The organism is Actinoallomurus bryophytorum (assembly GCF_006716425.1).
GTDB classification, from domain to species: Bacteria; Actinomycetota; Actinomycetes; order Streptosporangiales; family Streptosporangiaceae; genus Actinoallomurus; species Actinoallomurus bryophytorum.
In genome coordinates this window covers 6,521,187-6,545,601 of the sequence record NZ_VFOZ01000001.1, presented here as the reverse complement: position 1 = coordinate 6,545,601, position 24,415 = coordinate 6,521,187, and the positions used below count along the sequence as shown (strand labels likewise).

Genomic DNA, 24,415 nt, shown 5'->3' with positions numbered 1-24,415 from the left:
GGCGTACGGCCTGGCCAGGGCATTAAAGCTATGAAGTGGACCGGATATCGCGCTTCACCTCTTGGAGGACATTTCAGGTAGCTCGCACGGGGGACACCAAGCGATGGTCGGGCGGCCTGTCCCACGCGCCGGCCTCATGCCGGGCCCTCAGCCGCCGTCGGCACGTCCTCCCTGGCCCAAGCGTCCGGTCAGGACCGGGCCTCGTTCGCCGGGCGAGCTCCCGGCTCGTCCCGCACCGGAGACGGCCGTACGGCGATCGCCGACCGGATCCGCCGCTGGGCGGCCTCGGAGGCTCCGGCCTCCGCCAGCGCCTCCGCCACCGCGCCCGCGACCGGCTGCACGTCGAGCACGCGGGGCTCGGCGAGCGGCGCCTGGCCGGCCAGGCGCACGCGGATGTGGTCGTGCAGCAGGACCTGGCCGTTCTGCAGTGTTCCCCCGCCGAGCACCACCGGCGTCGGCGTGTCCAGCAGGTCCAGCCGGCGCAGGAGGGCGGTCACCATGGTGACGATCTCGTCGCCGAGGCGTTCGACGATCTCGCGCGCCACCGTGTCACCGCCCTCCGCGGCCGCGAACACCAGTGGTGCGAGGCCGTGAAGTTCGGCGACGGCGATCTCGCCGGTGCTGACGGCCAGGGCAACGGCCTCCACCGTCGGCAGCCCGAACCACGTCGGCAGGACGTCCCGCAGCACGGTCGCCGGGCCGCGCCCGTCGCCGGCGCGTACGGCGGCGCCCAGCCCCGCACGTGCCACGCTCATGCCGCCGCCCCAGTCACCCGTGATGTCGCCGAGCGACAGGAAGCGGGCCGCCCCGCCGTGGGGGTGGACGCCGACCGCGTTGATGCCGGCGCCGGACACCACCGCCACTCCCCAGCCCGCCGGAGCGCCGGCGCGCAGGATGGCGAGCGTGTCGTTGCGCACGATGACGCGTTCGGCCACGTCCAGCCCGGAGAGAAGCCGCAGCGCCGCCTGCTCCGCCTCCGGCACGTCCACGTTGGCCAGGAAGTAGGCGCCGACCGCGACCGGGTCGGCCGGGCGGCCGGCCTCGTCCAGCGCCCGCCGCATCAGGTCGGCGAGCCGTTCCGCGGTGACCACCATGCCCTCACGGTGCGGGCGCGTGCCCTCACCGCGCACCCAGGCCAACAGCCGCCCTTCGGTGTCCGCGAGCACCAGGTCGGTCTTGGAGTTGCCCCCGTCGACCCCCGCCACGAGGTCAGCCATTGGCGTCCCCGGAGAACCGCGGCAGGTACGCGCGGTTCGCCTCCAGCAGCGCGTCCAGCAGCGGCGCGGCGGACTCCCACTGGCGTACGAGGGGGTTGGCCACGAGCGCCCGCCGGGCCACCGACCGGTCCCCGGTCAGCGCCGCCTCGATGGTGAGCGTCTCGTACGCGGTGACCGCCTGGACCAGGCCGAGCATCTCGGGCGGCAGCGGCGGCACCGGGACCGGGTGGGGACCGCCGGTGTCGACGTGTGCCGGCACCTCCACCACCGCCTCGTCCGGCAGACCGGCCACGACCCCGTTGTTGCGCACGTCCACGTAGTGGTGCGCGCCGTCCCCGGTGAGCAGGCTGGTCACGAGCGCGGCCGCGGCCTCGCTGTAGTACGCGCCGCCCCGGCTCTCCAGCAGCTCCGGCTTGCGGTCCAGGGCCGGGTCCTCATACAGGGCGAGGAGCTCCCGCTCGATGGCCAGGACCTGTTCGGCACGGTGCGGCCCGGACAGCTGACCGCTCAGCTCGTGGTCGGTGCAGTAGAAGTAGTGCAGGTAGTACGACGGGATGGCGCCGAGGTCCTGGAGCAGACCGGCAGGCACGCGCACCTGCTCGGCGAGCTCGGTGAGCGTGTCGCCGGCGAGCAGCTCGGGCAGGCGCTCCACGCCGTCGGCGGTGACCGAGCGGATCCACGACAGGTGGTTGAGGCCGGCGTGGCCGAGCCGGACCCGGTCCGGCGAGACGCCCAGGCGTACGGCCAGGTCCCGCTGGAACTTGATCGCCACGTTGCACAGCCCGACCGCCCGGTGCCCGGCGTCCAGCAGCGCGCGCGTGACGATGCCGACCGGGTTGGTGAAGTCGACGATCCACGCGCCGGGCCGGGCCCTGCGGCGTACCTCCTCGGCGATGTCCAGCACCAGCGGCACCGTGCGCAGCGCCTTGGCGAACCCGCCCGGCCCGGTGGTCTCCTGGCCGATCAGCCCGAACTCGTTGGGCAGCGTCTCGTCGACGAGCCGTGCGGCCTGGCCGCCCACCCGCAGCTGGATCAGCACCGCGTCCGCCCCGTCGAGCGCCGGGCCGAGTTCGACGGTGGTGGTCAGCCGGCCGGGGAACCCGTGCCGGGCCAGGATCCGCCCGGCCAGGCCGCCGACCACGCGCAGCCGCTCGGGGCTGATGTCGTACAGGACCAGCTCGTCCACCGGCAGCACGCCCGCGCGCCGGGCGAAGCCCTCGACCAGCTCGGGTGTGTACGTGCTGCCGCCGCCGACAACTGTGATCTTCATTGGTGACTCCTTAGGGGGCGCGGCGGCCGTCAGCCCTTGATCCCGGTCATCGCGATGCCCTCGACGAAGACCTTCTGCGCCAGGAAGAACAGCACCAGGACCGGCAGCAGGAACATCAGCGAGGCGGCCATCTGCAGCTGGTAGGCGTTCTGGTGCCCGCTCTTGGCGAGCTGGGTGAGGGCCACGGCGAGGGTCTGCCCGCTCTGGCTGTTCCCGGTGTAGAGGAGCGGGTTGTAGAAATCGTTCCAGGCGTACAGGAACGCGAAGAGCCCCACGGCGGCGATCGCCGGCCGGGTCATCGGGATCATCACCCGCAGCAGGATGCGCAGCTCCCCCGCACCGTCCACTCGTGCCGCCTCGGTCAGCTCCTCGGGGATGGTGAGGAAGAACTGCCGCAGCAGGAAGATGCTGAACGCGTCGCCGAAGAACGACGGGACGATCAGCGGCTTGAGGGTGCCCACCCATCCGATGTGGGAGTAGAGGACGTACAGCGGGAGGCTGGTCACCTGGGCCGGCAGCATCATCGCGGCGAGCACGACCATGAAGAACGCCTCGCGGCCACGCCAGCGCAGCCGGGACAGCGCGTACGCCACGGGCACCGAGGAGACGACCGTGCCGACCGTGGCCAGCGCGGCGTACATCACCGTGTTGAGCAGGTCACGGCCGAACGGCATCGCGCGGAAGACCCGGCCGAAGTTGCCGAAGTCCCAGGGCGAGGGCCACAGCGACCCGGTACCTGCCTGGCGCTGGGTCATGAACGCGGTGAGCACGCTGATCAGCAGCGGCAGCAGGAAGCACAGCGCGAACGCCACGGCCAGCGCGTGCTCGGCGATCTTGTTCAGCAGCCGGCGGCCGGTCAGCGGACGGCGGGTGAGGTCCACCGTGGTCATCGGCCACCCCCGGCGTAGTGCACGAAGCGGCGCGACGCGCGGATGAACACCACGGTCACCGCGAAGATGGCAAGGAACAGCAGCCAGGCCATGGCCGACGCGTATCCGGTCTTGAAGTAGGAGAAGCCCTGCCGGTACAGCTCCGTGGAGTAGAACAGCAGCGAGTTCGCCGGGTAGCCGAGCAACTGGTTGCTGGAGGACTCCACGTTCGACGAGCCGGACACGACGAACGCCTCGGTGAAGTACTGGAACGTGTAGATCAGCCCGGTGAGCAGCGAGAAGTAGATCACCGGTGAGATGGCCGGCAGCGTGATGCTGCGGAACTTGCGGAACGTCCCCGCGCCGTCCAGGTCGGCCGCTTCGTACAGCTCACGCGGCACGTCGAGCATGGCGGCGGAGAAGATCACCATCGTGTTGCCGCTGACCCACAGCGCCATCAGCACGAGGCTCGGCTTGGACCAGGCCGGGTCGGAGAACCATCCCGGACCGTCGACGCCGAACAGGCCCAGCAGCCGGTTCAGCGGCCCGACCGGGTTGAGCAGCACGATGAACGACAGCGCGCCGGCCACCACCGGCACCATCGACGGCAGGAAGTACAGCGTGCGGTAGACGTTCCGGCCGCGCTTCACCCGCGTGATCACCCAGGCGGTGAGCATCGCCCACACGGTGCGGAGCGGCACCATGACCACGACCATCCACAGCGTGTTGCGCACCGAGAGCCAGAAGTCGTCTGACCTGGTGAACAGCGTCCGGTAGTTGTTCAGCCCGACGAACCTCACCGGCCGGTACGAGCCGGCCTGGAAGTTGGTCAGCGAGTAGTAGAGCGTCGCGGCCACCGGATACAGCACGAAGACCGAGAGCCCGACCACGAACGGGGACAGGAAGAGCAGCACGACCCACCAGCGGGTCCTGCTCGGACGACGGCGGCGGCGCCCGGTGGCGGGGCGTCGCCGCGCCCCGCCGAGGGTGTCGCCGGCGGGGGCGACGGCGGTCGCCATGCCTACTGTCCCGCCTGCGCGTTGGCGTCGTCGATCTTCTTGGCGATCCCGGCCAGGCCACCGGGCAGGTCGGAGACCTTGCCCTGCTCGTACCTGAGGACGAACGCCTTCCAGGTGTCCATGTCCTCTTCGCCCGAGGCGCTGAGCGTCTTGTAGTACGAGCCGGGGTTCTCGAACATGTCGATGAACGGCTTCCAGTGCGGGTCGCTCGCCTTGTCCCAGCTCTTCAGCGCCGCGAACGTGCTGGGCACGTTGGCGACCGTGTCCGCGAGGCTGTTGAGGAAGGTCGTGTCGGTGGTGAGCTGCTGGAGCGCGAAGAAGCCCTCCTGCCGGTGCTTCGAACCCGCGGGCAGGTAGGCGACGGTGCCCAGGCTCAGGCCCGCGCCGTACGTGCTCGCGGCGGAGTCCAGCACCGGCATCGGCGCGACGCCGTAGTCGAGGTCCTTCTTCGCCGCGTCGATCTCACCGACGTGCCACTCGCCGTCGTACTCCATGGCCGCGGCGCCGGTCAGGAACGGGTTGCTCGCGTCGTCCGCGTGCGGCTGGTACTGGCCGACGAACTTCTGCACGTTCGCGGCGCCGTAGGAGTCATCGAGGGTCTTGTCCCACTGGAGCAGCTGCTGCCACTTGGGGTCGGTGCCGAACGTCGCCTTGCCGTCGGTGCCGTAGAACTTGTTGGCGCTCTGCACCCCGGTGTACATGTACCGGTTGCCGTTGTAGTCCGAGCGGGAGACGAACCCGAACGTCTTGACGGAGCCGTCGGCCTTCTTCACCGTCAGCTTCTTCGCGTCGGCGGCGAGTTCGCTCAGCGTCTTCGGCGGCGTGGTGATGCCCGCCGCGGCGAACATCTTCTTGTTGTAGTACAGCGCGTACGCGTCGGTCAGCAGCGGCAGCGCGCACTGCTTGCCCTGGTACTTGGTGTAGACGAGGGTCGCGGGCGGGAAGGTCGTGGCCATGTTCACCCTGGCCGAGGACAGGAACGGGCCGAGGTCGGCGACCGTGCCGTTCGAGCAGAACTTGCCGACGTTGTCCGGGGCGGAGGAGACGAAGACGTCGGGCGGGTCGCCGGCCGCCACCGCCTTCGCGAACGCCGCGTCGTCCTTGTTGGGCACGAAGTTCACGGTCAGCCACGGGTATTTCGTGTGCAGCCGGGCCAGCGCCGACTTGAAGGCGGCCACCTCGTTGGGGAGGTGGTTGAAGGTCCACACGTTGATCGTGGCAGGCGCGTGCGAGGCGCCCGCCGAGATCGCGGTGTCCGGCTGGGAGTTGTCCGGCCCGGTGGACGTACAGCCGGCCAGCAGCAGCGCCAAGCCGGCCGCGGCCCCGATGATAGTTTTGGACATTGGTCGTCCTTCCTCGGTGATGGCATTCATGGGTGACAGGTCGATCGGACGCTCCGGGCGCTGCAACGCAACGGAGCCTCACGCGGCGGCGCTGTCCTGCAAGACGGCGTCGCCGCAAAACGTCAGGAAAGAGACAGCGGCGCCTCCGCCGGAGCACTCGGGGCGGTCGCGGCGGCGAACGTGGACTCCCGCGCCAGCTCGGACGACATGGTCGTGGCGCCCATCAGCACCGCGTCCTGCCCGAGGCCGGACGCGACGATCCGTGGTTCGAATGTGCTGAAGTCGGCGAGATGCCGGGCGACCGGCGCGAGGAGCAGGTCCCCGTTGCCGCCGATGGCACCGCCCAGCACGATCAGGGCGGGGTCGATCAGGGGGACCACGCACGCCACCACGTACGCGATGCTGCGGGCGGTGTCGTCGACGATCCGCGCCGCGCCCGCGTCTCCCCCGCGTGCCAGGTCGAAGACGGTACGCGGGCTGCCGTCGCCGGGCAGCCCGAGGCGGCGCGCCTCGGTGCTGATGTACCGCGCGCCCAGGTGCTCCTGCACCAGGTCGCGGCGTTGCCCGGCAGGCGCGATCATGCGGTCGCTCGGCAGGTAGCCCGCCTCCCCCGCCACGCCGGTCGCCCCCCGGCGTACGCGCCCGTCGACGACCAGGCCCAGGCCGAGACCGACGCCGAGGCTGACCAGGACGAAGTCGTCGACCTCCTCGCCGCGCCCGTGCGTGCGCTCGGCCAGCGCCGCGAGGTTCACGTCGTTCTCCAGGACCAGCGGCACCGGCACACCGCGAGCGAGTGCGACGCCGAGCCCGCTTCCGGCGTCAGGCAGCCCGGCCGCGTACGACAGGGTGCGGCCGTCCGCGCCGACCACGGCCGGCAGGCCCATCACGACCTGGGTGATGTCCCCCAGGGCCAGTCCCACCTGCCCGGCCAGGTCCTCGCACATCGCGACGATCCGCGCGACGAGCGCGTCACGGTCCGGCCGGCCCTCCTGTTCGGCCCGCGCACGTACGTGACCGGTCACGTCCGCGACGGCGGCGCGGATCCGCTTGTGCCCCACGTCCACACCGATCGCGAAGGCGCAGTCGGCGTTGACCTGGTACAGCGCCGGTGCCGGCCCCTTGCGGCCGGTCACCGGCCCCGCCTCACTGATCACGCCGCGCTCCAGCAGCAGCCCGACGGCGGCGGCCACCGTCGGGCGGGACAGCTTGATCCGGCCGGCGAGGTCGGTGGTGGTGACCGGGTGACCGGCCCGGTCGATCGCCTCCAGCACCGCGCGCCCGTTGAGCAGGCGCAGCAGGCGCTGAGGTCCTGCCGGATACCGGTGAGCCACGTCGGCGACCTCTCAGCCTGCATCGATCTGTAAGAAAGAAAGTTGTTTACTTATACGCCTGCCGCTGTCCGGAATCAAGATCGGTGATATCGCTGAACCACGGTCGCCGGACCGGGCGTCACCTCAGGTGGCGCTCCACTCCTGGTTCGACGTGCCGCCGCAGGTCCACTGCTGGAGACGGGTGCCGTTCGCCGTCTCCATGTCCGTCACGTCCACGCACTTGCCCGAGCCGGCGTTCACCAGGTCGCCGTCCGTGTACAGCACGAACTGCTGTGCCGAGCCACCGTTGCAGCGTGCCAGCTGGACGACCGCGCCGTCCTCGTCGGATCCCCACGCGACGTCCATGCACATGCCGAGGGCGCGCACCGAGCCACCGGGCTCGAACGTCCACCGCTGCCGCGCGCCGCCGGTACAGTCCCGGATCTGCAAGGGCGTGCCGTCCCTGGCCTTCCCACCGGGCACATCGATGCACCGGCCGGACGCGAAGCTCACCAGTTCACGGGTGAGTGCGCGCGACGTCGCACGGGGCGCCGGGGGTTCGACCGGAGGCCGCGGCGAGGGATTCTTCGCTGGCGGCTTGACACCCATGGCTCCCGACGATGACGGCGACGGGCTGGCGCTCGCCCGTGGCGTGGGCGTCGGCGTCCGTGTCGGTGTCGGCATCGGTGCACGGCTCGCCCGGCTGGGTGCCGGTGCGGGCGCCGCCGGACGCCGCGCGCTCGGCCGGCCGTCATCGGACCTGCCCGAGTTCGACATGTTGCGACCGAAGAACCCCCGCGACGACATCAGCGTCACGGCGAAGGGCGCGGCCACCAGAACGACCACCGCCACCTTCAGCAGCACAGGCAGCGACCCGGACCGGCGCTCCCCTGTCCGTGGTCGCTCCGGCCGCTCCTGGTCACCGCGGTCACGGTGAGCCGCGCGGGGGCCGGTCTCCCTTCCCCCTGACACGGGCGGCATGTGAACCGGCTCAGGGGAGAGCACCCCGGCCCCGGCCATGGCGCCGACCCTGGGCAGCAGCGTGGCGTGCCGGACCCGTGACCCGGTGGCGCGCTCACTCATCTCCGTAACACCGATCGACCGGCTGAATTCGGAGTCACATGATCCACCTTCGCTCCGCCATCAATTGCGCATTATCCGGCGAGGCCTCGGCCATTCGTTTTCGGCCAAAACCATAAGTAGGCCCGTGCACCGCATTCCCTCAGATGAATCTCCTCCGCATACACGACCGGATCGACCGTCGTACGATTGCAGCGATCCCGCCCCTCCTGGAATCGCCGTGTACTGAACACGGCGCCCGGGGCACGAAGGGTTCACAATCTCGAGATTTAATATGGGAAAGATAAGAATCCCCTGGTCAGGGCGTCGGCGGAGGGCGCGAGCCGGTCCGGCCGTCCGCACCCGGGCGCCGCACGCGGCCTCGAACCCCGGCCTCGCCGGTCTCTTGGCCCGTGGTACACCGGCGATTTCACCGGCGTTCTCGGACGAGATCAGGCGGCACCCTTTCAACCAATCACCGGAGTCTCATACACTCAGGTGAATTCGTTTTGCATCGCGCCAGATCCACCAGGAGGAAACCAGATGCCCGGCCGATATGAGCGCAAATCATTACCCCGATCCTCACTCGAAGAAAGCCTGATCCCGGCTCCTGCCGTGCTCTCCTGTCCAGGGGGCCACGATGACCGTCCATGACGCGGAGCGTCCCCGCGATCCGGTGCGCCGGGTACGCCGCGTGGTGATCGCGCTGCTCCTCCTGGCCGGAGGACTGGCGGCCTTGGCGGTCGCGCGGCCCGATCCCGGCGCGGTCTCGCGCCTGCGCGATCTCCTGGAGTACGTCGCCGGGGTGTTCGCCCTGCTCGCGCTGACAGAGGGGTTCCTGTCGGGCGTCGCCGCCTCGGAGCGTGTCGTGCCCATACGGTTCCGCCTCCTCATCCAGTCCACACACCGGACGACGACGCTGCTGGCGGCCGGTTTCCTCGTGGTCCACGTCCTTTTGAAGATCACGGAGGGGCACGCGACGATCCTGGACGCCTTCGTGCCCTTCTACGGGGGGCACGGCCGGGTCGTCTACGTCGGGCTCGGGACCATCGCCGGTGACCTCCTGATCCTCGTGCTCGTCACCGGCCTGATGCGGGCCCGCTTCGCCGCCAGCCGGCGGCCATGGGTGTGGCGGTCCGTCCACGTACTCGCGTACCTGATGTGGCCCCTCGCGCTCCTGCACGGACTCCTGGCCGGCCGTGCCGCGAAGCCATGGGTGGTCGTGAGCTACGCCATCGCCGCCGCACTCGTCCTGCTGGCGGTGGCGAGCCGCCTCCCGCGCCTGGCGCATGAGCGGCGCATGATCGCGGCGCAGTCCTCCGGTGCGTTGGACCTGGTGGTCGCGCCCCTTGGCGGACCGCACACGAGCACGTCCGATGAAAGGTACGAGGCGCCGGTCCCCCCGGCCGGGCGGCCGGGTGATCGTCGATGACGGACTTCGCGTATCTCGGCCCGGTGCGTCTCCTGTCCGGGCTCGACCGTCTGCCCCGGGTCGACTGGGCCGCTCATCAGGCGATACACGGCGCCTTCCAGACGGTGAGCCTGGAAGAACTGCTCGCCGTCGCGACCAAGGTGGATCTGCGGGGGCGCGGCGGGGCGGCGTTCCCGTTCGCGCGGAAGATGACCGCGGTCGCCTCGGCGGCACACGCTCGCGGCAGCCAGACCGTGGTGCTGGTCAACGCCACCGAGGGCGAACCCGCCAGCACCAAGGACCACTTCCTGCTGGCACACACTCCGCATCTGATCCTGGACGGCGCGATGCTCGCCGCGCGTGCGCTGGGCGCCCGCGAGGCCGTGATCGCGGTGACCGACCGGGGACAGGCCCGGCAGTCCATACGGAACGCCGTCACCGAGAGCCGGCTCGGCGCCTTCGTCCGCGTCGTGTCGCTGCCCGAACGCTTCGTGACCGGCGAGAGCGGGGCGCTCGTCAACTGTGTCAACGGCGGCCTTCCGCTGCCGCCCGGCCGCAAGGTGAGGACCTCGGACAACGGCGTGGACGGGCTGCCCACGCTCCTGTCCAACGCCGAGACCTTCGCCCAGCTCGCGCTCCTGTCCGAACTCGGCCCGGACCGTTACGCCTCCGTCGGTACGCCCGAGGAACCGGGGACCGTCCTCCTCACGGTCTGGGGCCCGAGTGGGCAACCGTGCGTCGTCGAGACGCCGACCGGTGTGCCGCTCGTGCAGGTGCTCGACCTCTGCGGTACCGATGTCGGCCAGGGCGTGCTCATCGGCGGATATCACGGCAAGTGGCTCTCCCCCGCCGCCGCGGAGTCCGCGCAGGTGTCACGTACGGACCTCAAGAGGGCCGGCGGCTTCCTGGGTGCGGGCCTCATCCTGCCGCTGAGCCCGGAGGTCTGCCCGCTCGGGGAGGTCGCGCGGGTCGCGGCCTACCTGGGCGCCGAGTCGTCGGGGCAGTGCGGTCCCTGCCGGCTGGGCCTGCCCGCGCTGGCCCAGGCACTCGGCCTGCTCGCCTCGGGCGAGCAGGGTGCCGAGGCCCTGGCGGCCGTACAGCACGGCGCCCAGACGGTGCCGGGCCGTGGCGCGTGCAATCATCCGGACGGCGCGATCCGATTCGTCAGCTCGGCGCTCACCACATTCGCCGATGACGTGGAGACGCATCTCGCGAGCGGCACCTGCGGCCGCCCGGTGCGCGGGCTGCTGCCCGTCGTCCGTGACGACCCGCCGTTGCCGCAGGACGAGACGCACAGCCTCCGGCTGGAGGTCGACTGGACGCGCTGCGCGGCGCACGGCCTGTGCGGGCAGCTGGCCCCCGGCCTGGTCCGGCTGGACGAGAACGGCTATCCGATCATCGAGGACGCGGACGTACCCGGAGCGCTCGTCGCGGAGGCGCAGGAGGCGGTCGAGAAGTGCCCCGCCCTGGCACTGCGCCTCGGCGAGGCCGGCTGACGCGCGAGGCGATCGCCGCGCGCCGCCAACGCCCCCGGCGGTTCGCGGAGACGGGCAAGCGCCCGGCATGTTCGCGCGCCGTTGGCCAGGCCGGTGACGCCGATTCCACCTCGTGCCGGTACCGATTGGACCGTCGTCCGGCCGAGTCGAGATGATCAAGCCTGACGAAGTGGGACTAAGCCCGGACGTTCCGGGTAACGTGCGCCCACCGAGGAGGCGTTAATGGGCATACGCGACGGTTGGGCACGTATCGGCGGGCGGCGGAAGATCCGCCGGGTCGCCAAGGAGGTCTTCGACTGGCGGGAGCTGCGGCCCGGTCAGAGCGAGGCGATGGAGTTCCTGCTGCGGGGGCACGACGTCCTTGTCGTGATGCCGACCGGCAGCGGCAAGTCCGCCGTCTACCAGATCCCCGCCCAGCTCCTCGACGGCCCGACCATCGTGATCTCACCGTTGATCGCCCTGCAGCGGGACCAGATGCTCTCGCTCGCGGAGCGGAAGGCGGGCGGCGCCGTCGTCGTCAACTCCGCGCAGTCCGCCGGCTCGAGCCGCGACTCGCTGGAGCAGATCCACGCCGGCAAGGCGGAGTACATCTTCCTGTCCCCCGAGCAGCTCGCCAAGCCCGAGATGGTGGACCGGCTCGCCGCGGCACGGCCCTCGCTGATCGCCATCGACGAGGCGCACTGCGTCTCCTCGTGGGGACACGACTTCCGGCCCGACTATCTCCAGCTCGGCCAGGTCATCGAACGCCTCGGGCACCCTCCGGTGATCGCGCTGACCGCGACGGCGGCGCCCCCCGTACGCGAGGACATCGTGGCGGCGCTCGGCCTCCGCGACGTACGGCAGGTCATCCGGGGGTTCGACCGGCCCAACATCTCCCTGCGCGTCCGCCGGTATTCGGAGGAGTCCACCAAGCGGCGTGCGCTCGTCGCGGACGCGGCCGGGCGTTCCGGGCTCGGCCTGGTCTACGTGGCGACCCGCCGCGACGCCGAGGCGTACACCAAGGAGCTGGTCGCGGCGGGAGTGCACGCCGAGACCTATCACGCCGGGATGAAGGCCTCCGAACGCGAACGGGTGCACACCCTGTTCGCCGAGGACGGGCTCGACGTCGTCGTGGCCACCTCGGCGTTCGGCATGGGGATCGACAAGCCCAACGTGCGCTACGTCCTGCACAGCGCGCCGCCCGAGTCCCCCGACTCCTACTACCAGGAGATCGGCCGGGCCGGACGCGACGGCGAACCGGCCGAGGCCGTGCTGTACTTCCGCTCCGAGGACCTCGGCCTGCGCCGGTTCTTCACGAGCGGCAAGCCGGACGAGGCCAAGCTGCGCCAGGTCGCCACGCTCCTCCACGAGCACGACGGCCCGGTGAAGGCCAAGTCCCTGCGGGAGACCGTGGGTGTCGGCCCGTCCAAGCTGACCGGCCTGGTGAACCTCCTTCAGCACGCCGAGGCGGTCGAGGTGACCGGCCAGGGAGAGCTCCGGTACGCCGAGCGCGGCCCGGACCCCGAAGAGGCGGTGGCCGACGCGATCGAGCTCGACACCAGCCGCCGCAAGGTGGACGACTCGCGCATCGACATGATGCGCGGCTACGCCGAGACCACCGGCTGCCGCCGCCGCTACCTGCTGGAGTACTTCGGCGAGCCCTATCCCGGTAACTGCGGCAACTGCGACGGCTGCACCGCGGGCCCCGTCGCGCAGGCCGAGAACGACGGGCCCTTCCCGATGCACGCCGAGGTGATGCACGCCTCGTGGGGTCCCGGCACGGTCATGCGCGCCGAACCCGACCGGATCACCGTTCTCTTCGACGAGATCGGCTACAAGACGCTGTCCCTGGACGCCGTCCAGCGCGACGAGCTCCTGACCCTGGCCACCGCCGGGAAGTCCTGACCGGCCTCCCGCCGGGGGAGGCGTGCGTCAGGCGACCGCCTCCCCCGGAGCGACCGGGCCGGGCGGAGTCCCCTCGCCGAAGGGCCGGCCGCCCAGCTCCTCCCGGTGGTGCGCGGTGGTCCAGCCGGACGTGTCCGGTCCGAGCGGGACGATGCCCGTGGGGTTCACGTCGCGGTGGACGACGTAGTAGTGCTCCTTGATCTGGGCGAAGTCGATCGTGTCGCCGAAGCCCGGGGTCTGGTAGAGGTCACGGGCGTACGCCCAGAGCACGGGCATCTCGGTGAGCTTGGTGCGGTTGCACTTGAAGTGCCCGTGGTAGACGGCGTCGAAGCGGACCAGCGTGGTGAACAGCCTGATGTCGGCCTCGGTGATGGTGTCGCCGACCAGGTAACGACGCGTGCCGAGGCGTTCCGACAGGGCGTCGAGGCGGGCGAACAGCCGCCGGTAGGCGCGCTCGTAGGCGCCCTGGCTCCGGGCGAAACCGGCCTGGTAGACGCCGTTGTTCACGTCCGCGAAGACGCCCGCGTTGATCTCGTCGATCTCCTCGCGGAGCCCTTCCGGATACAGGTCGGGGGCGCCGGCGCGGTGGTGCTCACGCCACTCGGTGGACAGGTCGAGGGTGATCTGGGCGAAGTCGTTGGTCACGACCTGACCGGTGGGGACGTCGACGATCGCCGGCACGGTGATCCCGAGCGGATAGTCCGGGTCGCGTGCCAGGAACGCCTCCTGGAGGCGCTCGATGCCGAGGACGGGATCCCGCCCGCCGGGGTCGAGGTCGAAGGTCCAGCTTCGCTCGTCGTGGGTGGGCCCGCAGATGCCCATGGAGAGCACGGGCTCGAGGCCGAGAAGCCGCCGCACGATGACACTGCGGTTGGCCCACGGGCACGCCCGGCTGACCACGAGGCGGTACCGGCCGGGTTCGACCGGAAAGCCGTCACGGCCGTCGGCGGTGATGCGGGTGGTGAGATAACGCTGGTCGCGCACGTACTCGGCACCTTGCGTACTCATAGGGCCCTCCCCGGCAGATCACTCACGCTGACGACAACAACGTAAGCCACGGCCTGCGGCCGTGCCCTCACGGCCTCCGCCCGAAGGCGAGGAAGTGGGCGCTGGCCGGCACGAGCGAGGGGTCGGAGTCCACCATCCGCGCGGCGGCCAGGGCCGAGGCGAGGTGGGCGGAGTCGGCGAGGGTGTCGCCGGTATGGGCTTGGAGCGCCATCAGCGACGGCCACACGGGGCCTTCGACCCCTGAGACCGAGACATCGGCCAAGCCCGCGTCGCTCATCTCGGCACGTAGTCCTCCGACCGTATGGAAGTAGGCGGTGGTGAATCCGAACGTCGGATCGTGGTGACCGGTGGCGAGGATGGAGTCGACTCTGGAGCGGGTCGGCCCGTCGAGCCGGCCGAGCGCGGCCTTCTCCAGCAGCGCCGCGTTCCGGCTGATCGCGGCCACCGCCACCAGACCGCCCGGTCGTACCGACCGCCGCGCCTCGCGGAGGGCCTGGAGGCGTTCGGCCGGGTCGGTGAGGTGGTACAGCGGCCCCAGCAGGAGCACCACGTCGTACGAGGCGTCGGAGGCGGTGAGTCGCCGCGCGTCACCAAGTTCGACACTGCACGCTCCGGTCGCGGCCGCCTCCTCCAGGTGACGCTCGACCGGATCGACCAGGTGCACCCGGTATCCGTCCGCCGCCAGCCACCGGGCGTGCGCGCCCGGGCCTCCCCCGACGTCGAGCACCTCGGCCGGCGGCTCCGGCAGGTGGCGCCGCAGGAGTTCCTGGGTGCGGATCTTCTCCAGCAGGCCGTGCGCCTTGGTGGACAGCCGGCTCGCCTCGTCATAGCCCGTGGTGTAGAACTCGATGATCTCCGGCGCGACCGTGAGTGGCTCCATTAAGGGATTGTCGTCGAGCCGGGCCGAAGACGCATCCCGATTTCCCGGCCGCGTCAGCGCAGCAGGCCGTCATCGCGGATGCTTCGCAGCACGTCGCGGGCGGCCTCCAGGGTGCGGTCGATGTCGGCCTCGGTGTGGGCGGCGGAGATGTGGTTGCGCTTGAGCGCCAGGGGCAGCATCAGGAACCCGCGGTCGGTCATCCGGCGGTGGAACGCGATGTACGCCTCGTCGTTGTCGCGGAGCAGGTCGCGGTAGCCGCGGATGGGACCTTCGGCGAAGTACAGCGCGAAGACGCCGCCGAAGCCGGCCGGGACGGCGTGGATGCCGAGCTCGCCGGCGATGGCGCCCAGTCCGGAGCGGATGCGGTCGCCGAGCGCGTACGTGCGCTCGTAGAACTCCGGGTGGTCGCGCAGGTAATTGATGGTGGCGATGCCGGCGGCCGAGGAGACCGGGTTGCCGTTGAAGGTGCCGGCGAGCAGGACGTCGCCGCCGGCCGAGCTGAAGCGCTCCATGAGGCCGCGCGGCCCGGCCAGCCCGGCGATGGGGTAGCCGTTGCCCATCGCCTTGCCGAAGGTGGTGAGGTCCGGCCGTACGCCGCAGATCTGCTGGTAGCCGCCCAGCGCGTGCCGGAAGCCGGTGATGACCTCGTCGAAGACGAGCAGTGACCCCTGCTCGGAGGTGATCGTCCGCAGGCCCTCGATGAACGCCGCGTCGGGCAGGAGCGCGCCCACGTTGTGCGGGATCGGCTCCAGGATCACCGCGGCGATGCGTTCCGGGTACCGGTCGTACAGCTCGCGCACCGAGTCGAGGTCGTTGAACTCGGCGATGACGGTGGCGTCGAGCGCGCCGTCGAGGATGCCGCGCGACAGCGGGTCGAGCCCGTACGCGCTCTCGGCCGAGGAGATGACGTTGCGCGCCACGGCGTCCTGCCATCCGTGGAAGCCGCCCTGGAACTTCAGGATCAGCGGCCGGTCCGTGACCGCACGCGCCAGCCGCACCGCCTGCGCGACGGCCTCACTCCCGCTCATCGCGGAGATCATCTGCTCCGCCGACGGGATCATCTCGACGACCAGCCTGGCCAGATCGATCTCCGGCTCGGTCACGCCCCAGCCGACGAGGTCGATGCCGCCGATGGCCGCTCGCACCGGATCGTCGACCTCCGGTGCGCTGTGGCCGAGCAGGATCGCGCCGAACGCGGCGTGGTAGTCGAGATAGCGACGGCCGTCCGCGTCGGTCACGTAGGCGCCCGACGCCCCGGTGAGAGCGTGCGGCGCGCCGACCAGGCGTGTCGCCGAGTTGACGCCGCCGGGGATCACCTCGCGGGCGGCTGTGAGCAGCTTGGCGCCGGTCGAGGAGTCGCCGGCGAGATCCGCGGATGTCATGTACAGGCCCCCAAATCGAGGTGCCCGGCACATGCGTGGCCACCGTCGCGGCGGGCACCGTGTCGCGGCCGTGGTTCCGCCCGAAGCCTTCATGGAAAGCCATTCCATGTCAAGGGTCGAATCAGGGTGTGACCTCGCACATATGCCTCTTGACACGCCATGGCGGAGCACCTCAGGATCGCTTCACATGGAACATCATTCCGCGTCGATCGGTGTCCTGGTCGTGGGGGTGGGCTTCATCGCGGAACAGCACATCGCGGCGATCCACGCCGACCCGCGTTCGCACCTCGCCGGCATCGTCGACGTCGACGCGGGCCGGGCCGCCGTCGCCGCTCGCGCGAACGGCGGCGTCCCCTGGTGGACCGACCTAGACCAGGCCCTCGCCCGTCCGGAGGTCGGCGCGTGCGTGGTCTGCACGCCCAACGACACACATGCCGCGATCGCCGTGGCCGTCGCCGCGGCGGGACACCATCTGCTGATCGAGAAGCCGCTGGCCACGGACGTCCCCGGCGCCCGCGTCATCGCCGCCGCGTTCGCCGGAACCGGGCGCGTGCTCATGCCGGCGCACACCCATCGCTGCTACGACTACGCGCGTACGGTCAAGGACGCCGTCGCCGGCCTCGGCCGGCCCGAGTTCGTGCGCCTCGCGATCCTGGGCGGCTGGATCTGGCCGGACTGGCGCGCCTGGGTACTCGACCCGAAGCGCTCCGGCGGGCACGCCCTGCACAACGGCGTCCACCTGCTCGACCTGGTGACCTGGTGGACCGGGGAGCGCCCGGAGACTGTGTACGCGCGAGGGCGCAAGCAGACCGCCGCCGAGCTGGACATCTATGACTACCTGGAGATGACGGTCGGCTTCGCGAGCGGCGCGACCGCGGTGTGCGAGATGAGCCGTGGCCACCGGCCCGCCACGTACGCGGCCCGCGACGTTCTCGTCGTGGGCGAGGAGGGGATCTTGACCTTGCCCTGGGACGCCGAGGCCGGCACGGTCACCGACGAGTCCGGCACGGGACTGCTCCCGCCCGGCGGCGGCAACGGGTTCGCGCTGCAGCTCGGCGCCTGGCTCGACGCGATCGGCGGCGCGGCCCCCCTGATGACGCCGGAGGACGGCGTGCTCGCGGTCGCCATGGGCGTGGCCGCCGAACGGTCCATCGCCACCGGCGAGCCGGTACGGGTCGCCGACGTCCTGGCGGAGGCGGCGGTATGAGCCGCGTCCTGCTCGCCGGGTTCGGCGGCCTCGGCGCCGGTCAGGACCACCAGCGCACCATGTACCTGCCGGCCTTCCAGGCCCATCCCGGGTTCACCGTCGCGGGCGTCGCCGGCGACGCGAGCCTGGCGGCCTCGCTCGGGGTTCCCTGCTATCCGGGCCTGGCCGAGGCGCTCGCCGAGTGTGACGCCGAGGTCGTGAGCGTGTCCGCCCCGCACGCGGAGCGGGCCGAGTCGGTCACCGCGGCACTGCGCGCAGGGCGCCACGTCCTCGCGGACAAACCCCTCGCCCTCACCGCCGCCGAGGCGGAGTCGATCGCGGCCGCCGCGCTGGAGGCCGGGACCGTCTGCATGCCGGCGCACCACCAGCGGTTCGCCCCGGCGATCCGGTCGGCGAAGGCCGCCGTCGCCGGCGGGCGCGTCGGGCTGCCCTGGAACATCCAGGCGGACTTCCTCGTCGCCGGCGGCGACCCGTGCCCGCTCGGCGAGCTGACCAACTTCGGCGTGTACCCGCTGGACATCGTCCAGGCCCTCACCGGCCAGCCGGTGCGCCGCGTGCACGCGCGGTCCGGGCGCGGCATCACGATCCTTCTCCTCGACCACGACCACGGCCTGACCAGCACGATCTCCGTGGGCCGGATCCAGGAGACGGCCGGTGTACGTCCGGGCGGCCTGGTCCTGCACCGCTACCGGATCAGCGGCTCGAACGGCGTCATGAACGTGGACGCCGCCAAGCCCGCCGCGACGGTGCGCACGTCGAAAGACGTGCGTGCGCACTGGAGCGGGCCGGGCACCGTGGCGCTGATGCTCACCGAACTCCACGCCGCCATCAGCGGCGGACGGCGCGCCGAGGTCGGCCCGCAGGACGCGCTCGCCGCGGTCCGGGTCGTCGAGGCCGCACAGCGGTCCCTCGCGACGGGCCGGCCCGTACATCTCCCCCAGGAAGGCCGAATGTGAAGCTCGCCACATACCGGAAGGACGGCCAGGTCCGCCACGGCCAGATCATCGACGGCACCCACGTCACCGACCTCGGCCCGGGTGACCTGACCCCCCTGCTCCCGGCGCCGGACCCGCTCGACGGGACCGCGCGGTATCCCCTGGAGGAGGTGACGCTGCTCGCCCCGCTGCTGCGGCCGGGCAAGATCCTCGCCGTCGCCGCGAACTACCAGGCCCACGTCACCGAGACCGGCGGCGACCGGATCGACAAGTCACGTATCTCCCCGCGCCTGTTCCTCAAGCCGCCCACCGCCATCAGCGGCCCGGACGAGGACATCGCGCTGCCCTCGGTGAGCGACCAGGTCGACTGGGAGGTCGAGCTCGTCGTCGTGCTCGGCCGCGGCGGCAAGGACATCCCGGCCGGCGAGGCGCTGGACCATGTCGCCGGCTACACCGTCGGCAACGACGTGTCCGCGCGGTCCATGGACTACGGCTACGAACGCGACACCGGCGATTCGGCGGTCGGGTTCTTCGACTGGCTGAACGGCAAGTGGCTCGACGGCTTCGCCGCGCTCGGCCCGTGGCTGCTGACCGCCGACGAAGTGCCCGATCCGCAGGCTCTGGAGATCTCACTCGAGGTCAACGGCGAGGTGCGGCAGCGCGGCAGCACCGGGGACATGATCTTCAGTGTGGCCGAGCAGATCGCCTTCGCCTCCCGGCTCATGACGCTGGAGCCCGGTGACCTGATCTACACCGGTACGCCGTCGGGCGTCGGTCTCGCCTCGAACCGGTTCCTCAGGCCCGGGGACGAGATGACGGCGCGGCTCGCGGGCGTGGGCAGTCTCGTCAACCGCGTCCGCTGATGACCGACCTGCTGATCACCGGCGGGGTGGTCGCCGACGGCACGGGCGCGCCGGAGCGCAGGGCGGACGTCGCGATCTCCGGTGGGCGTGTCGAGGTCGTCGGCGACCTGGTGGGACGTACGGCCACGCGCGTGCTCGACGCGACCGGGTGCGTCGTGTGCCCCGGCTTCGTCGACGTGCACACCCACTCCGACCTGACCCTGCTGTCCAGCCCGGCGGCGCACAGCAAGGTGCGCCAGGGCGTCACCACCGAGATCATCGGCAACTGCGGGCTCGGCGTCACCCCCGTCCTGGGCGACCGCGCGGCCCTGCGCGGCGCCGCGGGCTACCTCGACCTGGACCCGGCGGTCGCGTGGGACTGGACGGACCTGCCCGGCTACCTGGACGTCCTGGCGCGGGCGCGCCCGGCGGTCAACGTCGCCGCCCTCGTGGCGCACATCCCGCTGCGGGCCGGCGTGGTCGGCTTCGAGGACCGGGCCGCCGGACCCGCCGAGCTGGACCGCATGTGCGGCCTGCTCGACGATGCCCTCGCCGCGGGCGCGGTCGGCGCCTCCACAGGGCTGGTGTACGCGCCCCTCACCTATGCCCGCGAGGAGGAGCTTGTCGCCCTCGCCCGCACCGTCGCGGCCCGCGGCCGGACCTTCTCCTGGCACATCCGCGACTACGGCGACCACCTCCTGGACGCCGTACGCCAGGTCCTGCGCGTCGCCGAGACCACCGGCTGCCGCACCCAGATCTCCCACCTGACCTCCGTCGGAAGGCGCAACTGGGGCAAGGCCGTACGTGCCCTCGACCTGATCGACGCCGCGCGTGAACGCGGGGCCGACGTCGCCGCGGACATGTACCCCTACCTGGCGGGCAACGCGCCGCTGTCCCAGCTGCTGCCCGCCTGGGCACAGACCGGCGGCGAGGCCGCGATGCGGGAACGGCTCGCGGACCCGGGCGTACGCGACCGGGTCCGCGACGCGTGGAGCGACCTGCCCAACGGATGGGCGGACATCACCGTCAGCCGGATCCCGGTCGACCGGCCCGGCGTGACCGGGCGTACGCTCGCCGACCTGGGCGGGGCGGACACCGCGCTGGACCTGGTCGGCGAGTTCGGGAACGCGGTGATGATGGTGGCGGGCGGGCGCAGCGAGGAGGACCTGCTCGCGGTGCTGCGGCATCCGGCCACGGTCATCGGCTCCGACGGCCAGGCACTCGACCCGGACGGCCCGACCGGCGCCGGAGTGCCCCACCCCCGCTCCTACGGCTGCTACCCGCGCCTGTTCGGCGACTACGTGCGGAGCGGGCGGCTGCCCCTGGCCGAGACGGTCCGCAAGTGCACCGGCGCCGCCGCCGCACGCTTCGGGCTGCACGCCCGCGGCGAGCTGGTCGCGGGCAAGGCCGCCGACGTCGTGGTCTTCGCCCCCGAGGCGATCGCCGACCGGGCCACGTACGCCGAACCGCAGCGGTACCCGGACGGCATCCGCGCCGTGCTGGTGGGCGGGCAGGTCGTGGTCGAAGAGGGTTCGCATCGTGGTGCGCGCGCCGGTGAGATCCTGCGTGCCGGGCATGGAGGTTAAGTGATCGATTTTCATACGCACTGCCATCGTCCCGAGCACTGGGGCTGCGAGTGGGACAAGCACTGGCGGCCGGTCTACGGCCGCGGCGCGCACGACTACGGACCGGAGGAGTACGACCGGGCGATGGCCCCGGTCACCGCCGCGTGTGTCTTCGGCATCCGCGCGACCGCCGCCGGCGTGCTCACGCCCAACGACTTCACCGAGCGGTTCTGCGCCGAGACCTCCACCGAGACCATCGGGTTCATGGCGCTGGACCCGGCCGATCCGGACGTGCTCGACCAGCTCGCCGACGGCGTGGCACGTGGCCTGCGCGGCATCAAGCTGTACCCGGTGCTGGCGCTGTTCGACCCGCGCGACGAGAAGCACGACGCGTTCTACCGTGCCGCGACCGACCACGGACTGGTCGTGCTGTGGCACATGGGGGCGACCCCGAGCCCGGCCGGCGACCTTTCGGTCAGCAACCCGCTGGTCGTCGACGAGGTGGCGCGGCGGCACCCGGAACTCGTCCAGATCATCGCGCACCTCGGCCACCCGTGGCAGCGGGAGACGATCGTGACCCTGCGCAAGAACCGGCGGGTGTACTCCGACGTCTCCGCGTGCTGGGCGCGCCCGCTCGACGGCTACCTCGCGCTGGCGCGCGCGCAGGAGTGGGACGTGGTGAGCAAGCTGGTGTTCGGCTCGGACTTCCCGCTGTGGACTCCGGCGGAGGCCGTCGCGGGCCTGCGCGAGCTCGCGTCCTCACATCCGGCGGGCTTTCCGCCGATCAAGTCGTCGACCGTCGAGTGGCTGCTGGACGGCGACCCGCGGCCGGAGATGGGGCTCGCATGACCGAACTCGCCGACCTGGCGACACCGGCGCTGCTGGTTGACCGTACGCGGCTGGAGCGCAACGTCGCCTCGATGGCGGGCGCGATGCGCGACGCCGGGGTCGCCCTGCGCCCGCACTTCAAGACCAGCAAGTGCCTGGAGGTGGCACGGCGCCAGCTCGACCACGGCGCGATCGGCTTCACCTGCTCCACCCCGGCGGAGGTCCGGCTCCTGCAGGACGAGGGGGTCGGCGACCTGCTGTGGGCGCACCAGCCGGTCGGCCCCGCCAAGGTGGCCTTCGCCGTCGAGGCGCTCCGCCGCGGCGGGCTGATGATCGGCCTGGACTCGGCCGAGAGCGCCGCGCCGCTGTCCGCGGCCGGCGTCACGGTGCCGTTCCTGCTCGACGTCGACACCGGGCTGGGCCGTACGGGAGTCTCCCCCGAGCGCGCCGTGGAGACCGCGGTCCGGCTCGCCGCGCTGCCCGGACTGGAGCTGCGCGGCGTCATGACGCACGAGGGACACCTCGGGTCCTACGGCGCCGACCGTACGGGCCTGGAGGAGGCGGGAACCCAGGCTGGGCGGCGGCTGGCCGAGGTCGCGGCGGCCCTGCGCGTCGCGGGCCTGGACTGCCCGATCGTGTCGGTCGGATCGACCCCGGGCGCGACGTCGGCGCCGTTCGTGGAGGGCGTGACCGAGGCGCGTCCGGGCACGTACGTCTACTACGACTCGGGCCAGGTACGGCTGGGCAGCGCCACGCTGGACCGCTGCGCCCAGACCGTGCTCACCCGGGTGGTCAGCGCCCAGCGGCCGGGCACCGTCATCATCGACGCGGGCGTGAAGGCGATGAGCTCGGACGGCCTCGCGGGCGGTTCGCTCGGCACCGTCTGCGACCCGTCAGGCCGGCCGCTGGAGGACGTCGCGTTCGTCAACGGCAACGAGGAGCACGGCTACCTGACGGGGTCCGGGACGGCCCGGCTGCGCGTCGGCGACCTGCTCCGCGTCGTGCCCAACCACGCCTGCGGCACCACGAACATGTGGAGTGGCCTGCACGTTCTCGATGACGGCCGCACCGTCGACCGCTGGCCGATCCGCGCCCGGCACTGAGAGCGGGTCCTCGCCTGCCACGCCCGGCCTGGACGGTGGTCGTCCAGGCCGGGCCCGGTTCGTTCAGCAGGCCGTGTCGGGGTCGTAGACGTCCGGGAGGTCCTGGATCAGCCACGGCTTACCGCCGGCGAACCAGTACGACGCGGCGTTGGCCGGGTCGCAGTAGGTCGCGGCCGGATGGCTCCAGCCGGCGATCCAGATGGGCAGCCCGTCCATGCTCTGGCCACCCGTGATCTTCCCCCACTGCAGCTGCGTGGAGTAGATGCCCGGGGTCTTGCCGAGGATCTTCAGCCGCGCGGCGGCCGCCGCCACGATGGTGGTGTTGACCTTGGTGTCGCACGTCCAGAAGTTGGCCTTGTAGCAGTCGTCGCCCGGCGGGTTGATGCTGGTCGCGGTCGGCAGTTCGGTGTCGAGCCACCACGTCTTGCTCGTGGCACCCGCCTCGGTGGCGATGCGTACCGAGTAGTCCGCGGCGTTCCACCCCCAGTTGAACGCCTGGCACTTGTAGTCGGTGGCCGTGCAGTCACCGGCCGGTCCGTGGCCGGCGTACTGGGCCGCGGTGTCCGTGGTCGACCCGATCGGTGAGTCCAGGATCATGTACTGGGCGTGGACGCCGTTCGGCGACCAGGCGAGTGCCTCGTCCATGCAGGGCAGCGCGGTGAACGGCGTGCCGTCGTTCACGCCGACCACCGCGACGTCGGAGTCGGGCGGGAGCACGGGATTGTGCGCCGGGCAGTTCGGCCACGAGATGTCGTATCCGGTGGCGCCCGAGGGCCAGATGTTCCCGGTGCTGTGTGCCGGACGTGCCGTGGTGTCCTGTGCGGCCGTCGGTCGCGCGGCGGCCTGCGGGATGTACACCTTGGTGCCGTCGAGGCTCTTGATGGGCAGTCCGCCGATCGCGTCGGAGGCGACGGTGTGGATCACGGTCGGCTTGGGGGCGGGCGCCGCCTGCGCCTGCGCCATCGGCACCGACAACGCGGCCAGCGCCAGCGCGAGCCCGGTCATTCGCTTGAGCAAGCTTCATCCCTCGGTCGGTCGATCGTCGTCAGAGCCGTGCACGGTCGTGCCAGGAACGGCGACGTCGAAATGAGCGGTCCCCCCTTATTGCCCGAAGCGCCGAAAAAGTTCCCGTTACTTCGTTCAGACGTACAGCCTGCGGCCGGCCGGAGAGCACCGCCGAAAAGTGTTCACGGTGCACGCTGAGACATTACGCTCGCCAAGATCACAATGAGAGGAGACCGTCGATGCCCGAGACGGCATTCGCTGCGGCCGGTCGCGTGTTATTCCTGCTCATCGCCGTCGTCGCGATGATGACGGCATCCCTGCGACCGGGCACGGCGCTGGCGGCTCAGGCTCCGCAGAACCGTTGCGATGTTCCCGGCAAGGTGTACACCCAGACGATCATCGTCGACCGCAAGAACGGGCCGATCGGCACGACGACGCTGTTCCTCGTCTGCCGACCGAGCCACGTCGTGGCGATCGTGGACTCCGACGGCGGCACGTACAAGGATCTGGCCGACTTCCAGGCCCACAACCATCTGTTCGGTGCGGGCGACACGATCACTCTGCCGCGCGACTTTCCCGCGGTCGACCCGGGGAAGAGGGACCTCGTGACGGTCTCCGGGCACACGGGCTCGTCATCGGTCTGGTGGTGGATGATCGGCGGCGTCGTCCTGATCCTGGCCGCCGGTGGTGGACTCCTCGTACTGCGTGCCCGCCGGCGGCGTAGCCCGGCCGCCGACCCCGAGACCGACGCCGATGCGCAGGAGCCCTAGACAAGACGCACG

22 protein-coding genes are annotated in these 24,415 nt (G+C 71.4%); 11 read left to right on the top strand and 11 right to left on the bottom strand.

Annotated elements, in window-relative coordinates; translation table 11 throughout:
• Positions 1–188: 188 nt before the first annotated feature.
• From FB559_RS30565 to FB559_RS30535, 7 genes are all read right to left on the bottom strand, one after another.
• Positions 189–1,217, bottom strand: a complete 1,029-nt coding sequence (locus FB559_RS30565) for an N-acetylglucosamine kinase (RefSeq protein WP_141960085.1) — start codon at positions 1,215–1,217, stop codon at positions 189–191.
• A complete protein-coding gene (locus FB559_RS30560; protein WP_141960083.1) occupies positions 1,210–2,487 on the bottom strand; it encodes a 6-phospho-beta-glucosidase in 1,278 nt (425 codons plus the stop codon). Before FB559_RS30560 ends, FB559_RS30565 begins: the two co-directional genes overlap by 8 nt.
• A 29-nt stretch (positions 2,488–2,516) precedes the next feature.
• Complete coding sequence (locus FB559_RS30555; protein ID WP_141960081.1) at positions 2,517–3,377, bottom strand: carbohydrate ABC transporter permease; 861 nt, start codon at positions 3,375–3,377, stop codon at positions 2,517–2,519.
• Positions 3,374–4,375 (bottom strand): carbohydrate ABC transporter permease, encoded by a 1,002-nt coding sequence (locus FB559_RS30550; RefSeq protein WP_141960080.1) that lies wholly within the window; start codon positions 4,373–4,375, stop codon positions 3,374–3,376. Before FB559_RS30550 ends, FB559_RS30555 begins: the two co-directional genes overlap by 4 nt.
• 2 nt (positions 4,376–4,377) lie before the next feature.
• Positions 4,378–5,718 (bottom strand): ABC transporter substrate-binding protein, encoded by a 1,341-nt coding sequence (locus FB559_RS30545; RefSeq protein WP_185792467.1) that lies wholly within the window; start codon positions 5,716–5,718, stop codon positions 4,378–4,380.
• A gap of 122 nt (positions 5,719–5,840) precedes the next feature.
• A complete protein-coding gene (locus tag FB559_RS30540; protein ID WP_141960076.1) occupies positions 5,841–7,049 on the bottom strand; it encodes an ROK family transcriptional regulator in 1,209 nt (402 codons plus the stop codon).
• A gap of 123 nt (positions 7,050–7,172) precedes the next feature.
• A complete protein-coding gene (locus FB559_RS30535) occupies positions 7,173–7,637 on the bottom strand; it encodes an RICIN domain-containing protein (RefSeq protein WP_141960074.1) in 465 nt (154 codons plus the stop codon).
• Between FB559_RS30535 and FB559_RS30530 the strand changes: the two genes are divergently transcribed.
• From FB559_RS30530 to FB559_RS30515, 4 genes are all read left to right on the top strand, one after another.
• The gene (locus tag FB559_RS30530) at positions 7,636–7,965 is read left to right on the top strand and encodes a hypothetical protein (protein WP_141960073.1); all 330 of its coding nucleotides are present in this window, start codon (positions 7,636–7,638) and stop codon (positions 7,963–7,965) included. The genes FB559_RS30535 and FB559_RS30530 overlap by 2 nt on opposite strands.
• 762 nt (positions 7,966–8,727) lie before the next feature.
• Positions 8,728–9,519 (top strand): hypothetical protein, encoded by a 792-nt coding sequence (locus tag FB559_RS30525; RefSeq protein ID WP_141960071.1) that lies wholly within the window; start codon positions 8,728–8,730, stop codon positions 9,517–9,519.
• Positions 9,516–10,994: an NADH-quinone oxidoreductase subunit NuoF family protein gene (locus tag FB559_RS30520; RefSeq protein WP_141960069.1), complete on the top strand. Its 1,479-nt coding sequence runs from the start codon at positions 9,516–9,518 to the stop codon at positions 10,992–10,994. Before FB559_RS30525 ends, FB559_RS30520 begins: the two co-directional genes overlap by 4 nt.
• Positions 10,995–11,216: 222 nt before the next feature.
• A complete protein-coding gene (locus FB559_RS30515) occupies positions 11,217–12,878 on the top strand; it encodes a RecQ family ATP-dependent DNA helicase (RefSeq protein ID WP_141960067.1) in 1,662 nt (553 codons plus the stop codon).
• A gap of 27 nt (positions 12,879–12,905) precedes the next feature.
• On the opposite strand, the gene FB559_RS30510 is transcribed toward FB559_RS30515, so the two are convergent.
• The 3 genes from FB559_RS30510 to FB559_RS30500 form a co-directional block, all read right to left on the bottom strand.
• Entirely contained in the window at positions 12,906–13,886 is a 981-nt protein-coding gene (locus FB559_RS30510; RefSeq protein WP_141960064.1) for a glutathione S-transferase family protein, read from the bottom strand.
• A 67-nt stretch (positions 13,887–13,953) separates the two neighbouring features.
• The gene (locus FB559_RS30505; RefSeq protein WP_141960062.1) at positions 13,954–14,766 is read right to left on the bottom strand and encodes a class I SAM-dependent methyltransferase; all 813 of its coding nucleotides are present in this window, start codon (positions 14,764–14,766) and stop codon (positions 13,954–13,956) included.
• A 53-nt stretch (positions 14,767–14,819) separates the two neighbouring features.
• On the bottom strand, positions 14,820–16,148 hold the full coding sequence (locus tag FB559_RS30500) for an aspartate aminotransferase family protein (RefSeq protein ID WP_141960060.1): 1,329 nt from the start codon (positions 16,146–16,148) through the stop codon (positions 14,820–14,822).
• Positions 16,149–16,335: 187 nt separating this feature from the next.
• Between FB559_RS30500 and FB559_RS30495 the strand changes: the two genes are divergently transcribed.
• From FB559_RS30495 to FB559_RS30470, 6 genes are read left to right on the top strand one after another with little or no spacing between them, the layout of a single operon-like run.
• Positions 16,336–17,355 (top strand): Gfo/Idh/MocA family protein, encoded by a 1,020-nt coding sequence (locus FB559_RS30495; protein WP_185792466.1) that lies wholly within the window; start codon positions 16,336–16,338, stop codon positions 17,353–17,355.
• Positions 17,352–18,311: a Gfo/Idh/MocA family protein gene (locus tag FB559_RS30490; protein ID WP_141960056.1), complete on the top strand. Its 960-nt coding sequence runs from the start codon at positions 17,352–17,354 to the stop codon at positions 18,309–18,311. The genes FB559_RS30495 and FB559_RS30490 overlap by 4 nt, the downstream gene beginning before the upstream one ends.
• On the top strand, positions 18,308–19,153 hold the full coding sequence (locus FB559_RS44190; RefSeq protein WP_185792465.1) for a fumarylacetoacetate hydrolase family protein: 846 nt from the start codon (positions 18,308–18,310) through the stop codon (positions 19,151–19,153). Before FB559_RS30490 ends, FB559_RS44190 begins: the two co-directional genes overlap by 4 nt.
• Positions 19,153–20,718 (top strand): N-acyl-D-amino-acid deacylase family protein, encoded by a 1,566-nt coding sequence (locus tag FB559_RS30480; RefSeq protein ID WP_141960052.1) that lies wholly within the window; start codon positions 19,153–19,155, stop codon positions 20,716–20,718. Before FB559_RS44190 ends, FB559_RS30480 begins: the two co-directional genes overlap by 1 nt.
• Complete coding sequence (locus FB559_RS30475; protein WP_141960050.1) at positions 20,719–21,546, top strand: amidohydrolase family protein; 828 nt, start codon at positions 20,719–20,721, stop codon at positions 21,544–21,546.
• Positions 21,543–22,628, top strand: a complete 1,086-nt coding sequence (locus FB559_RS30470; RefSeq protein ID WP_141960048.1) for an alanine racemase — start codon at positions 21,543–21,545, stop codon at positions 22,626–22,628. Before FB559_RS30475 ends, FB559_RS30470 begins: the two co-directional genes overlap by 4 nt.
• A gap of 63 nt (positions 22,629–22,691) precedes the next feature.
• Here the strand turns inward: FB559_RS30470 and FB559_RS30465 are convergent, their stop codons facing one another.
• Positions 22,692–23,645, bottom strand: coding sequence for a glycoside hydrolase family 25 domain-containing protein (locus FB559_RS30465; RefSeq protein ID WP_141960046.1), 954 nt, complete (start codon positions 23,643–23,645; stop codon positions 22,692–22,694).
• A gap of 227 nt (positions 23,646–23,872) precedes the next feature.
• Between FB559_RS30465 and FB559_RS30460 the strand changes: the two genes are divergently transcribed.
• Complete coding sequence (locus tag FB559_RS30460; protein WP_141960043.1) at positions 23,873–24,403, top strand: LPXTG cell wall anchor domain-containing protein; 531 nt, start codon at positions 23,873–23,875, stop codon at positions 24,401–24,403.
• Positions 24,404–24,415 lie beyond the last annotated feature (12 nt).